Origin of the sequence: Amycolatopsis sp. lyj-90 (assembly GCF_046549035.1) — a bacterium.
In the GTDB taxonomy this organism is placed as follows: Bacteria; Actinomycetota; Actinomycetes; order Mycobacteriales; family Pseudonocardiaceae; genus Amycolatopsis.
This window is the reverse complement of sequence record NZ_JAJPWP010000010.1, coordinates 14,916-27,289: the sequence shown is the minus strand read 5'-3', so window position 1 is coordinate 27,289 and position 12,374 is coordinate 14,916. Positions and strand designations below refer to the sequence as shown.

Annotated in this window: 12 protein-coding genes; 8 read left to right on the top strand and 4 right to left on the bottom strand. The window is 68.2% G+C overall.

All coding sequences use genetic code 11. From position 1 onward, the window contains the following. Positions 1 to 4 precede the first annotated feature (4 nt). Genes ACLJPX_RS33115 through ACLJPX_RS33085 form a run of 7 tightly spaced genes read left to right on the top strand, consistent with a single transcriptional unit; the run spans position 5 to position 8,277 of the window. On the top strand, positions 5 to 1,279 hold the full coding sequence (locus tag ACLJPX_RS33115) for a hypothetical protein (RefSeq protein WP_410604375.1): 1,275 nt from the start codon (positions 5 to 7) through the stop codon (positions 1,277 to 1,279). Next, on the top strand, positions 1,276 to 2,226 hold the full coding sequence (locus tag ACLJPX_RS33110) for a glycosyltransferase family 2 protein (protein ID WP_410604374.1): 951 nt from the start codon (positions 1,276 to 1,278) through the stop codon (positions 2,224 to 2,226). Before ACLJPX_RS33115 ends, ACLJPX_RS33110 begins: the two co-directional genes overlap by 4 nt. Then, positions 2,223 to 3,410: a polysaccharide pyruvyl transferase family protein gene (locus ACLJPX_RS33105; protein WP_410604373.1), complete on the top strand. Its 1,188-nt coding sequence runs from the start codon at positions 2,223 to 2,225 to the stop codon at positions 3,408 to 3,410. Before ACLJPX_RS33110 ends, ACLJPX_RS33105 begins: the two co-directional genes overlap by 4 nt. Then, complete coding sequence (gene rfbC / locus ACLJPX_RS33100; RefSeq protein ID WP_410604372.1) at positions 3,407 to 3,955, top strand: dTDP-4-dehydrorhamnose 3,5-epimerase; 549 nt, start codon at positions 3,407 to 3,409, stop codon at positions 3,953 to 3,955. Before ACLJPX_RS33105 ends, rfbC begins: the two co-directional genes overlap by 4 nt. 7 nt (positions 3,956 to 3,962) lie before the next feature. Continuing rightward, the gene (locus ACLJPX_RS33095; protein ID WP_410604371.1) at positions 3,963 to 5,279 is read left to right on the top strand and encodes a glutamate-1-semialdehyde 2,1-aminomutase; all 1,317 of its coding nucleotides are present in this window, start codon (positions 3,963 to 3,965) and stop codon (positions 5,277 to 5,279) included. Next, on the top strand, positions 5,276 to 6,775 hold the full coding sequence (locus ACLJPX_RS33090; protein WP_410604370.1) for a right-handed parallel beta-helix repeat-containing protein: 1,500 nt from the start codon (positions 5,276 to 5,278) through the stop codon (positions 6,773 to 6,775). The genes ACLJPX_RS33095 and ACLJPX_RS33090 overlap by 4 nt, the downstream gene beginning before the upstream one ends. 56 nt (positions 6,776 to 6,831) lie before the next feature. Further along, positions 6,832 to 8,277 (top strand): right-handed parallel beta-helix repeat-containing protein, encoded by a 1,446-nt coding sequence (locus ACLJPX_RS33085; RefSeq protein WP_410604369.1) that lies wholly within the window; start codon positions 6,832 to 6,834, stop codon positions 8,275 to 8,277. Positions 8,278 to 8,553: 276 nt separating this feature from the next. Here ACLJPX_RS33085 and ACLJPX_RS33080 read toward each other — a convergent pair whose 3' ends face one another. Next, positions 8,554 to 8,877 (bottom strand): hypothetical protein, encoded by a 324-nt coding sequence (locus ACLJPX_RS33080; RefSeq protein WP_410604368.1) that lies wholly within the window; start codon positions 8,875 to 8,877, stop codon positions 8,554 to 8,556. 6 nt (positions 8,878 to 8,883) lie between these two features. On the opposite strand from ACLJPX_RS33080, the gene ACLJPX_RS33075 reads away from it, so the two are divergent. After that, the gene (locus ACLJPX_RS33075) at positions 8,884 to 9,360 is read left to right on the top strand and encodes a hypothetical protein (protein ID WP_410604367.1); all 477 of its coding nucleotides are present in this window, start codon (positions 8,884 to 8,886) and stop codon (positions 9,358 to 9,360) included. On the opposite strand, the gene ACLJPX_RS33070 is transcribed toward ACLJPX_RS33075, so the two are convergent. The 3 genes from ACLJPX_RS33070 to ACLJPX_RS33060 are packed head-to-tail and all read right to left on the bottom strand — an operon-like array spanning position 9,344 to position 12,374. Beyond that, complete coding sequence (locus ACLJPX_RS33070) at positions 9,344 to 9,979, bottom strand: phosphatase PAP2 family protein (RefSeq protein ID WP_101612089.1); 636 nt, start codon at positions 9,977 to 9,979, stop codon at positions 9,344 to 9,346. The genes ACLJPX_RS33075 and ACLJPX_RS33070 overlap by 17 nt on opposite strands. Next, positions 9,976 to 11,157: a glycosyltransferase family 4 protein gene (locus tag ACLJPX_RS33065; RefSeq protein WP_410604366.1), complete on the bottom strand. Its 1,182-nt coding sequence runs from the start codon at positions 11,155 to 11,157 to the stop codon at positions 9,976 to 9,978. Before ACLJPX_RS33065 ends, ACLJPX_RS33070 begins: the two co-directional genes overlap by 4 nt. Then, complete coding sequence (locus tag ACLJPX_RS33060) at positions 11,154 to 12,374, bottom strand: O-antigen ligase domain-containing protein (protein ID WP_410604365.1); 1,221 nt, start codon at positions 12,372 to 12,374, stop codon at positions 11,154 to 11,156. Before ACLJPX_RS33060 ends, ACLJPX_RS33065 begins: the two co-directional genes overlap by 4 nt.

Genomic DNA, 12,374 nt, shown 5'->3' with positions numbered 1-12,374 from the left:
GCCGATGCGATCACTGCTGCGTTCCCAAGCCGTCCGGGCCATGGCCGGACGGCTCAGCTGGGGCCTGGGCGACCAGGCCGTCTCCAGCATCACCAACTTCGTCGTCGGCCTTTACGTCGCGCGTTCGCTCGGCACCACGGCGTTCGGCATGTTCAGCCTCGCCTGGGTGAGCTACGGCGTGGTGCTCAACCTCTCGCGCGGGCTGACGACCGACCCGCTGATGGTGCGGTTCTCCGGCGTGTCCACCGAATCCTGGCGGGCGGCGACGGCGCGGGCGACCGGGACGGCGCTCACCGCGGGTGTCGTGGCGGGTGTCGTCAGCGTGACGGCCGGGCTCCTGGTGGGCGACGACATCGGCGGCGCGTTCGTCGCGCTCGGGATCGTCATCCCCACCCTGCTGCTGCAGGACGCCTGGCGGTTCACCTTCTTCGCCGCCGGGCACGGGAAGAAGGCGTTCGTCAACGACGTCGTCTGGGGTATCGCGCTGATCCCGGCGCTGTTCATCGCGCACCGGTGGTTCGACACGGTCATCGCCTTCATCCTGGCGTGGGGCCTTTCCGGGGCGGTCGCCGCCGGGTACGGCTGTCTGCAGGCGGGCGTCCGGCCGGATCCGCGCGGCACGCTCGAATGGCTCAAACGGCACCGCGACCTCGGCGCCCGGTATGTGATCGAGAACGTCAGCAACGCCGGTTCGACCCAGCTGCGGATGTACGGCCTCGGCGCTATCGCCGGGCTGGCGAGCGTCGGCGCGGTGCGCGGCGCCGAACTGCTGCTCGGACCGTTCTTCGCCCTTTTGATGGGACTTTCCCTGGTCACGGTGGCCGAAAGCGCACGGGTGCTCCAACGGGCCCCGCACCGCCTTCGGAACTTCTGCGCCGTTCTCGGTGCCGGCCAGGCGGCCGCGGCCCTGCTCTGGGGTCTCGCCCTGCTTCTGGTACCCGACGACGCCGGCCGGTTCGTGCTCGGTGACGTCTGGGATCCCGCCTCGCAGTTGATCCTCCCGGTGACCATCGGTATCGCCGCGGCAGGGTTCAACACCGGGGCGGCCGCCGGATTGCGTGCGCTCGGCGCTGCGAAAAGGAGCCTTCGCGCCCAGCTGATCAACTCGGCCGGCTACGTCGGTTTCGGGCTCATTGGCGCCTTCTTGGCCGGGGCGTCCGGATCCGCCTGGGGGGTCGCGTTGGCGATCACCAGCGGATCAGCGGTGTGGTGGCTCCAGCTGCACATCGCCCTCAAAGAACACCTGACTTCGGAGAAGGAAGAAATGAGGACGTCATGAGCACCGCTCCTCGGCTGAGCATCGGGCTCCCGGTCTACAACGGCGAGGACTACCTCGCCGAATCGCTGGACGCACTCCTCGGCCAAAGCTATGAGAACTTCGAACTGATCATCTCGGACAACGCGTCCACGGATCGCACCGAAGAGATCAGCCGTGAGTACGCGAAGCTGGATTCCCGCGTGCGCTACGTGCGGCAGCCGGTGAACATCGGCTGCGCGCCCAACCACAACTACTGCGTCGACATCGCCCGCGGCGAGCTGTTCAAGTGGGCCTCCGACGACGACCTCTACGCGCGCGATCTGCTGGAGCGCTGCGTCGAGGCGCTCGACGAGCACCCCGAGTTCGTCCTGTCGCACTCGTGGACGGCGATGATCGACGAGAAGGGCATCGTCACGCAGGCGCTGGAGTACCCGCTCAACACGGTTTCGCCGCACGCCGCGGAACGCTTCCGCAGCACGCTGTTCGCACCCGGCGGGGACGACGACGGCGCGGTCATCCGCACCGAGGTGCTGCGCCGCGTCGCGCCGCTGGACAGCTACCACCACGCGGACCGCACGATCATCTCGGAACTGGCCCTGCACGGCCCGTTCCACCAGGTGCCCGACTGGCTGTACTTCCGGCGCGACCACCCCGGCCGCTCCGAACACGAGCACCCCACCGTGCGCAGGCGTGCCACCAACCTCGACCCGAAGCGGGCCGACAAACTGCGTCACCCGATGATCCGGCTGCTCGGCGAGTACGTCCTGGGTTACGCCAACGCGATCCGCAACGCGCCGATCTCCGGCGCGGAGAAGCGCGAATGCTTCCGGTACCTGCGGCAGTGGATGCTGAACCGGGCCGGAAACCCGGCCATGGGACGGATGCCGGTGCAGGCCGAGGCCGAAACCGGGCCGCGTGAGGTGTCGGTGGTCTCGGTAGTGGCCGGCCAGGAGGGAAGACTCCCTTGACCTCGCCCGCGAGAATCGGGCTGTTCGGACTCCTCGGATCCGGGAACCTCGGCAACGACGGTTCCTTCGAGGCGGTTCTCGGGTACTTGCGCGCGGAACATCCAGACGCCGCGCTCAGCGTGATGTGCGGCGGTCCGGAAATCGTCGCGTCGCGCCACGAACTCGAGACGACCGCGTTGAACTGGTATCAGGGTGAGTACCGGACGGCCTCGGGACCGCTGTCCATCGCCATGAAGGGCTTCGGCAAACTCGTCGACGTCGTCCGCACGGCGGCGTGGGCACGACGCCAGGACGTGGTGATCGTGCCGGGGATGGGTGTCCTCGAATCCACCCTTCCGTTGCGCCCGTGGGGTTTCCCGTACGCCTTGCTGCTGCTTTCGGCGTCCGGCCGCTTGGTCGGCACCAAGGTGGCTTTGGTGAGCGTCGGCGCCAGCGTGAGCACGCACCGGGCCACCCGGTCGATCATCGGCTGGGCCGCGCGGCTGGCGACGTTCCGATCGTACCGGGACGAGCCGTCACGGGAAGCGATGCGCACGATGGGGGTGGACGTCACGAACGACCGCGTCTACCCGGATCTCGCCTTCGCCCTCCCGGCACCGTCGGAACCGGTGCTGCCCCGCTCCGTCGGGGTCGGCGTGATGGCCTATCGCGGCGGGAACGACGACCGGGCGCGCGCCGACGACATCTACGAGTCCTATGTGGACAACATGACCCGGTTCGTCGCCCGGCTGGTCGCCGACGGCCGCCCGGTGCGGTTGTTCATCGGCGACCAGGCCGACCGGCAGGTCGTCGACGAGATCATCCGGGAACTGGACTCCCCGCTGATCGCCGCCGCCGATACGTCCACTTTGGACGAAGTGCTGCGGGCGATGTCGGCTGTCGAGACCGTCGTCGCCACCCGCTACCACAACGTCCTGTGCGCGCTGAAGCTGGCGAAACCGACGCTGTCCGTCGGGTACGCCGGCAAGAACGACGTCCTCATGACCGCACTGGGGCTGGGGGACTTCTGCCAGTCCGCCAAGGAGATCGATTTCGACGCGCTGGTGCGCCAGTTCACCGAACTCGAAACCCGGGCGGGCGAACTGACCGGGATCCTGGCGAAACGCGGCGACGAACAGGTGCGACTACTGGACGAGCAGTTCGCCGAACTGTCGGCCGCCTTCCTGCCGATGGGAGTCCGATGAAGGTGATCCCGGTGCCCGCCATCGCGGGCGCGTTCCTGTTCGAGCCGACCCCGCACGCCGACGAGCGCGGCTTCTTCAGCCGCACGTTCGACGCCGACGTCGTCCGGTCGGCCGGGATCGACCCGAACGAGTTCCTCCAGGACAGCGTCTCCCGGTCCCGCAAGGGAGTGCTGCGCGGGATGCACCTCCGCTCCGGCGCGGGCGAGGCGAAACTGGTCCGGTGCTCGTGGGGCGCCGTCTTCGACGTCGTCGTCGACCTGAGGCCGGATTCGCCGACCTATCTCGGCAAGGAGACGTTCGACCTGTCCGGGGAGACCCAGGTCTCGCTGTACATCCCGGCCGGGTGCGCGCATGGTTTCCAGGCGCTCACCGAATACGCCGACGTCTCCTACCGGATCGACCGCGCGCACGATCCCGCCGAAGACGTCGCGATCGCCTACGACGACCCCGAACTGGCGATCGACTGGCCGCTTCCGGCGGCCTTCGTCTCGGAGCGGGATCGCCGTGCCCTCCCGCTCTCCGCGGTACTACAGAACACGAGGTGAGATAGACGTGTCCCGTCAGCTTCCCGAGTCCATGCGGGCCAACGAGCGTCTCCACGCGATGATCCCCGGAGGCGCGCACACCTACGCCAAGGGCGACGACCAGTACCCGGAGAACCTGGCACCGGTCATCTCCCACGGGCGCGGCGCGCATGTCTGGGACGTCGACGGGAACGAATACATCGAGTACGGCTCGGGGCTGCGCGCGGTCAGCCTCGGGCACGTGCACCCGCGGGTCAGCGAAGCGGCCCACCGGGAGATTGACCGGGGCGCCAACTTCGCCCGTCCGTCCATTGTGGAGGAACGGGCGGCGGCGAAGTTCCTCGAAACCGTCCCCACCGCGGAGATGGTCAAGTTCGCCAAGAACGGCTCGGACGCCACCACGGCCGCGGTCAAGCTCGCCAGGGCGGCCACCGGCAGGCCGCTGGTGGCGATCTGCCGCGACCACGCCTTCTTCTCCATCGACGACTGGTTCATCGGCACCACGGCGATGTCGTCGGGCATCCCCGGTGAGATCACCGACCTCACCGTGTCGTTCCCCTACGGCGATCTGCCCGCCACGGAACAGGTGCTGCGGGAGCACGAAGGCCGGATCGCCTGCCTGATCCTGGAGGCGTCCACCCAGCTCGAACCGCCCGCCGGATACCTCGCCGGCCTGCGGGACCTCGCCGACCGCTACGGCTGTGTCCTGGTCTTCGACGAGATGATCACCGGTTTCCGCTGGTCCGAGGCGGGCGCGCAGGGGCTCTACGGCGTGACGCCGGATCTCTCGACGTTCGGCAAGGCGCTCGGCAACGGATTCGCGGTCTCGGCGCTCGCGGGCAAACGCGAACTGATGGAGCTCGGCGGCCTTCGCACCGCCGGGGACCGGGTCTTCCTGCTGTCCACCACGCACGGCGCCGAGACGCATTCACTGGCCGCCGCGATCGCGGTCATGGAGACCTACACCGAAGAAGGCATCGCCGCGCGGCTGCACGCGCTCGGCGACCGGCTCGCCGCCGGGGTCCGCGAAGTCGCGGCCTCGGCCGGAGTCGAGGAACACGTCGTCGTGCGCGGCCGGGCGAGCAATCTCGTCTTCGGCACGCTCGACGCGGAAAGGAAACCGTCGCAGGACTACCGAACGTTGTTCCTGCGGCAACTGGTCACGGGCGGGGTCCTCGGACCGTCGTTCGTGGTCAGCAGCGCGTTGTCCGAAGAAGATATCGACCGAACGGTCGAAGTGGTCTCGCAGGCCTGCCTCGTGTATCGCAAAGCTCTCGACGCGGATGACCCGGCGCCGTGGCTGGGTGGCCGTTCGGTCAAGCCGGTGTTTCGGAGAAGGGTATGAGTTCAGGGATCGCATATCGCTCGGCCGGCTCGCGCACGCTCTGCGTCGCGTTGTCGGTATTACTGCTCCAGGTCGCCGTTGAAACCACAGCGGTGGCGACTCCAGAGCCGACTCGAGGGGTGTGCGGCACGACCGTCGGCGTCCCTTCCGCCCCGGAAGGCGCCCAGGTCATCGAACCGGGCACCGACCTGACCGACCGGACCCGGTTCAGCCCGCCGGGGAGCACGTTCTGGCTGGCACCCGGCGAGCACACGCTGAGTTCCGACCAGTTCGGCCAGGTGATGCCCAAGGACGGCAACGTCTACCTCGGCGCGCCCGGCGCCGTGCTCAACGGTCGCGGGCTCAACCGCGCGGCCTTCACCACGTCGGCCAAGGACGTGGTGATCCGCGGGCTGACCATCCGCGGCTTCGTCGCCGAACGGGATCAGGGCGTTGTCAACCACGACTCCGGCGAACGCTGGACCATCGAAGGCAACGTCATCGAGAACAACGAAGGTGCCGGGATGATGACCGGCACCGGCCAGCGGGTGATCGGGAACTGCCTGCGGAACAACGGTCAGTACGGCATCAACGCCTACCGGTTCGGTGGCGGGCTGGCCGATCTGGTGATCGAAGGCAACGAGATCTCCGGGAACAACACCGGCGACTGGGAGACGAAGATCCCGGGCTGCGGCTGCAGCGGCGGTGCGAAGTTCTGGGCCGTGAACGGCGCCGACATCGTCGGCAACTGGGTCCACGGCAACCACGGTGTCGGGCTCTGGGCCGACACGAACAACAACGATTTCCTCATCGAGGACAATCTGATCGAGGACAACGCGTCCGAAGGGCTGTTCTACGAGATCTCCTACAACCTGGAGCTGATCGGGAACACCTTCCGGCGCAACGCGCTGGTACAGGGCCGCACCCGGGCCGCCAAGGGCGACAACTTCCCGGTCGCCGCGGTGTACCTGAGCGAGTCCGGTGGTGAGCCGAGGCTGCCTGCCCGGACGAGCCGGATCGACATCCGGGGCAACATGTTCTCCGACAACTGGTCGGGGATCACGCTGTGGGAGAACGCGGACCGGTTCTGCAACAGTCCGGCCAACACCTCCACGCTCTCCTGTACGGCACTGGTCTCACCGACGCCCACCTGCTCGGATCCGGGCATCGCGACCGAGCCGCTGTACGGCGACTGCCGGTGGAAGACCCAGCGCGTTTCGGTGCACGAGAACACGTTCGAGTTCGATTCGTCGATGGAGGGCTGTCTCGGCCTCTGCGGGCGGATGGCGGTGCTCTCGAACTACGGGACCTTCCCGGCCTGGTCGCCGTACCGGGGTGCGGTGGTCTCGGAGGCGATCACCTTCCGGCAGGACAACCGGTGGTACGACAACCAGTACTACGGGCCATGGACGTTCGTCGCCCACGACACGTCGCGGCGGCTGACCGCGGAACAATGGAAGGCGGCGCCCTATCTGCAGGACACCTGCAGCGGATTCGGAGAGTCGATGACGTGCTGAAGGTTCACCTGTAAGTGTCCATCTGAGACGGTCCGAAGTGGCCTACCGTTTCGGGTATGCCCGCGTTCCTGGTCATCTTGATGCTGCTCGCGACAGGGGTCGTCACGGCCTTACCGGCCGAGGCTTCCCCTGTCGCGGTCTGCGACGCGGGACCGGTGAGCCCGTCGAAACCCGACGGCGCCGTGGTCGTCGAACCCGGGACCGACCTTTCCGTGAAGACGCGCGAACTCCCGGCCGGCACGACGTTCTGGCTGGCCGGGGGCAAGCACACGCTCGGCGCGGACGAGTTCGGGCAGATCATCCCGAAGGACGGCAACGCCTACCTCGGCGCGCCCGGCGCGGTTTTGGACGGTGGCGGCGTCAACCGCTACGCGTTCACCCAGCAGGCGCGCGACGTCGTCATCCGCGGCCTCACGATCCGCGGTTTCGCGGCACCGCGGGACCAGGGTGTGGTCAACCACGACTCCGGTGAACACTGGACCATCGAGGGCAACACCATCGAAGCCAACCGCGGCGCCGCGATGATGGCGGGACCGCGTCAGGAGATCCGGCGGAACTGCCTGCGGAACAGCGGGCAGTACGGCATCAACGCCTACCGGGCGGGCGACGGGATCACCGGACTGCTCGTCGAGGGCAACGAGATCACCGGGAACAACACCGACGACTGGGAGAAGCAGGTTCCCGGTTGCGGCTGCAGCGGTGGCGCCAAATTCTGGGCCGTGGACGGCGCCGACGTCCGCGGCAACTGGGTCCACCACAACCACGGCGCCGGCCTGTGGGCGGACACGAACAACAACGACTTCCTCATCGAGGACAACCTGATCGAGGACAACGAGGCGGAGGCGTTGTTCTACGAGATCTCCTACAACCTCGTGGTCCGCGGGAACACCTTCCGGCGGAACACCCTCGTCCAGGGCCGCGCGTTCGCCGCGCGGGGCGACGACTTCCCGGTCGGGACGATCTATCTTTCCGAGTCGGGCGGGGAACCTCGTATTCGCGCGCGAACTTCGTCGGTGGAGATCGTCGACAACGTCTTCGAAAACAACTGGGCCGGAATCACCCTTTGGGAGAACGCGGACCGCTTCTGCAACAGCCCGGCGAACACCTCGTCCGGCTCGTGCACCCGGCTGGTCCCCTCGGTTTCGACCTGTTCGGCGCCCGGCATCGCGTCACGGCCGCTGTACGACGACTGCCGGTGGAAGACGCAGCGGGTTTCCATTCACGGCAACAAGTTCTCTCACGGTCCTGATTGCTCAGGTCTGTGCGGGCGGATGGCGATGCTGGCGAATTTCGGAACCTTTCCGGAGTGGTCGCCTTATCGGGGCGATGTCGTTTCGGACGCGGTTACCTTCCGGCAGGAGAACCGGTGGTACGACAACGCTTATACGGGGGCTTGGCGGTTCGTCGTCCATGACACTTCGCGGACGGTGGGGGCTTCGGCTTGGCAGGGGGCTCCTTACTCGCAGGACGCCTGTAGTTCCTTTGGGGATGGTGGGTGCTGAGCGGCTCGGCTTCGAGTGGGGAAGATTTGAGACGTTGAACGTCTCAAATCTTCCCCACTCGCCCGAATTTTGGCGCGACAGGTCCGTTCATGCTCCTCGCAGCCCGTTCTTGTCGGTGGTGGGGGGCATGGTGATCCGGTGCTACGAGGAACCTGGACGAGCAGTCCACTTCTGACCGACGGTCCGCTGGTCGTTCGAGCGGCCGAGCTCGAGGCCGCCGGTGTACCGAACCGGACCGTTACGCGCCGGTGCGCTCCGGGCGGTCCCTGGCAGCGGCTACTGCCCGGAATTGTGCTGCTCCACAGCGGAGAACCCACCGACGAACAACGACTCCAGGCCGCGCTGCTCCACGGACGCGGTGACGCGAGCCTGACCGGCCTCTGGGCGCTCCGCCACCATGGTTTGGAGCGAGTACCACCACCAGAAGACGTGCACATCCTGGTCCCTCACGATCGCCGGGTCGCAGCGACGGGCTTCGTGTACGTCGAACGAACTCGAAATCCGCCCCGCCCTCACCTTCGAGGTGGCCTCCCGGTCGCCCCGGTCCCCCGAGCCGTCATCGACGCCGCCCGACGCCTCACCGACGAAGACGAGATCCAAGCCCTGATGGCCGAGTCGGTCCAGCGCCGCTTCTGCACCCCCGAAATGCTCACCCACGAACTAGACCAAGCCGGCCGCACCGGAACAGCGCTGTCCAGGAAGGCCCTGGCCCCACTCCTCGCCGGAGCGAGATCCGTCGCCGAGGCCGACGCCTGGCGTCTCTGGCGAAGATCCGGTCTCCCGCCAGGCCACTGGAACGTCCCGATCTTCGACGCGAACGGCAACTACATCGCCACCCCGGACTTCTGGTGCGACGAGATCGCCTTCGCCTGGGAGATCGATTCCTACCGCCACCACGCGAACCTCGAAGACCATCGCGCCACCGTCGCCCGCAACGCGAGATACGTCGCCGCCGGGATCGTCGTGCTGCAGACACTTCCGTCCCGGCTGCGCACCGAGCCGGACGAGGTCGAGCGCGAGCTTCAAGCCGCGTTCCGGACCGCGCAGGCTCGCCCTCGCCCGGACGTCAGGCGGGCCGCGTGAGCCGGTCCACCGCCCACGCCACCACCGGCACCACCGTGACAGCCACCCCGAAACCCCCGAAGGTGTCCGTCGGATAGTGCGCCCCGAGCGCCACCTCGGCCCACCCCATCGCGAGGCCCGCGAAAGCGACCAGGCCCACCAACACCCCGGCCCCGCCAAGAGGCCCGAGACCGCGTACGTCGATCACCAGCAGAGCGACCACGGTCGCCACCGTCACCGCGAAGGCCGTGTGCCCGCTGGGGTACGAGAGGAATTCGCCGTGGATCAGCCTGCCGGTCAGGGGTTTCAGGCCGGTGGTCAGTGCCACGGTCACCCCGGAGGCGGCCACCAGCAGGATCGCCGTCCGCGGCCGTCGGTGCCGCAGGCACAGCCAGCCGAACAGCGCGATGACGATGATCGCGCCCACCGGTTCGCCCGCGAAGTCGATCGCGGTCGCCAGGTACCAGAGCGGCCCTTCGACCCGGTCGACGACGGGGAGGACGAGGGCGTCCAGTCCGGCGGTGTGGGAGGTCCCGGCGTAGCGCAGGGCGAGTACGAGGGCGACAACGAAGCCGAAGGCGCCCAGAGTCCAGAGCGGGACCCGCGCCCGCGGTGGGAGTGCGGGCGGACCGGTGATCACGCGTCGATCGCGGCCTGGTAGCCGCCGACAAGTCGTTCCAGACCGACCTTCGGCGTGAACTCCTGTTCGTACACCAGCCTGGCCGCCCAGCCCATCTCCTGGTTCCGTTCGGCGTCGCCGACGATCTCGCGCAGCCGCGCCGCGAGCGATTCGGGGTTCCCCGGTTCGTGCAGCAGGCCGGTGACACCGTCTTCGACGAGTTCGCGGAAGGCGCCGTGGGCCGCGGCGACCGTCGGGACACCGGCGGCCATCGCCTCGACCACGACCAGCCCGAACGCTTCCAGCCATTCCGAGGGGGCGACGACGGCGTTCGAGCGGGCGATCAGGTCCCGGCATTCCTCTTTGGACTGAAGCCCGACGTAGCGAACGTCGTCGCGGCCGTGTGCCCAGCGCGCGACCTCGTCCTGCATCGGGCCGGTGCCGGCGATCACCAGCGGCGGCAGGGGCCCGCCCACCGCGGCGAGCTGGTCCCAGGCCGTCATCAGCAGGCCGATGCCCTTTTCGGCGGTGATCCGGCCGAGGAACAGCACGTGCTCCCCCGCGCCCTTGCGCGTCTTGCCCGGATCGGCGACGTAGTTGTACTTCACCGCGAGCCGTTCGGCGGGCATCCCGGCGGCGATCAGCACCTCACGCTGGGCTTTCGAGATGCAGAAGAACTGTGAAACCCCGGTCCACCAGCGATTGCGGTTCAGCACCAGGCTCGCCGCCATCGGCACGGTGGCGAGCCCCGAGCCGCGGTAGCACCCGTGCCGCACCGCCGGGATCGGCTTGCGGCCCACGCAGTCGGTGCAGATGTAGCCCTCGCGGTACAGCGTGCCGGGCGGGCAGATCAGGCTGTAGTTGTGCACGGTCGCGACCGTCGGGACCCCGGCGTCGGCGCACGCGGCCAGCACCGACGGCGACAGCAGCGGGAACGTGTTGTGGATGTGGACGATGTCCGGCCGGTCGTCGGCCAGCCGTCTGGCCAGCTCCGCGCGCACGGCCCGGTTCCACGGCACCTGGAGCGGGACGATGGCCTTGCGCGGCAAGGACATCTCCGCGATGTCGTCGCTGCGCTTTTCGAACAGGCTGACGTCGTGCCCGGCCTCACCCAGCAGCGCGACCTCCTGGTCGACGACGTTGTTCTCGCCGCTCGGCTGCTCGGATCTGTACCGGTTGTGGATCACGAGGACCTTCACGCGGGCTCCTTGAGAAACTCGGGTTCTTCGGCGGGCGCACGCACCAGCAGCGACGCGGCCAAGGCCAGGTGCAGCAGGTACGGCGACGCGTCGCCGAGGCCCGCCTCGGTGTAGGAGGCGGAAAGACAGTAGGTGATCAGGAAGATCGCGCACGCCCTCGCCGGTGACGGCGGCCGCAGCACCGCGACCACCACCAGCACGAGCAGGAACGCCGCCACGATCGCGATCCCGACGAAGCCCTGCTCGTGGTAGACCGCGAGCCAGCTGCTGTCGATCGGGAGACCGTCGTAGGACTTGTCGGTCAGGCCGACGCCGAACAGGTACTCCAGTGTCGTCCGCGGCGCGCCGAGCAGTGAGTCCCACACCTTCGCCCGGCCCGTGAGGCTGGAGAAGTTCTCCTCGGACTGCCCTCGCAGGAACCACGTCTGCAGCAGCCCGCCCAGCACCACCACGGCGAACACCCCGCCGAGGACCAGCCCGGTGAACACCTTGCGGGCGCGGGCACTGGACATCCACTGCGACATCAGCGCCACGATGGTCCCGGCCACCAGGCCGAGCATCGCGGTGCGGGTGTGCGTCAGCAGCAGGATCCCGAACGACGGGATGATGACGATCAGCGCGTTCCGCCGGTCCAGCTTCCCGCTGAGCCACAACAGGGTCGTGAGGCCGATGACGATGGCCGCGTACTGGCCGACCTGCGGCGGGGTCAGCGGCCACAGCGTCCCGGTGAGCCGTCCGCCGTATTCGAACGGCATCGCGTTGCCCGGGCTCAGCGCGAGCCCGATCACCACCGTCACCAGCACCACGCCATAGGCGCGAATATGCGTGCGGACGAGGTCGAGGCCGCCGTTCCACCAGCGGGTCAGCAACCACAGGGTGCTGAGGAAGAGGGTGAACCGGAAGCAGCGGAACAGCGCGCCGAACCCGCCTTCCAGGTTCAGGCTCGCGACCACGCTCAGCACCAGCAGCAACGTGAGCAGGGAGAGGTACGCGCTGGGCCTGATGCGCAGCTTGCTGTTCAGGGCGAGCGCGATGACGAACGCGGCGCCCAGCGAGCCCATGGTGATCAGCTGGCTGACCGACCTCGGCAGCGGGATGACCGTCTTCGCCCCGGTCGAGCCCAGGGTGTTGATGATCAGCAACGTCCAGGCGATGCCGACGGCCTTGGGCATGCCGGTACGGATCGCCGCCGCGGGACGCACCGCGGGATCGAGCAT

Coding starts and splice junctions, on each gene's coding strand:
- ACLJPX_RS33060 (WP_410604365.1), bottom strand. CDS start 12,374: ATGCTCGATCCCGCGGTGCGTCCCGCGGCGGCGATCCGTACCGGCATG.
- ACLJPX_RS33075 (WP_410604367.1), top strand. CDS start 8,884: ATGGCCGAGTCGGTCCAGCGCCGCTTCTGCACCCCCGAAATGCTCACC.
- ACLJPX_RS33090 (WP_410604370.1), top strand. CDS start 5,276: ATGAGTTCAGGGATCGCATATCGCTCGGCCGGCTCGCGCACGCTCTGC.
- ACLJPX_RS33115 (WP_410604375.1), top strand. CDS start 5: ATGCGATCACTGCTGCGTTCCCAAGCCGTCCGGGCCATGGCCGGACGG.
- ACLJPX_RS33085 (WP_410604369.1), top strand. CDS start 6,832: ATGCCCGCGTTCCTGGTCATCTTGATGCTGCTCGCGACAGGGGTCGTC.
- rfbC (WP_410604372.1), top strand. CDS start 3,407: ATGAAGGTGATCCCGGTGCCCGCCATCGCGGGCGCGTTCCTGTTCGAG.
- ACLJPX_RS33110 (WP_410604374.1), top strand. CDS start 1,276: ATGAGCACCGCTCCTCGGCTGAGCATCGGGCTCCCGGTCTACAACGGC.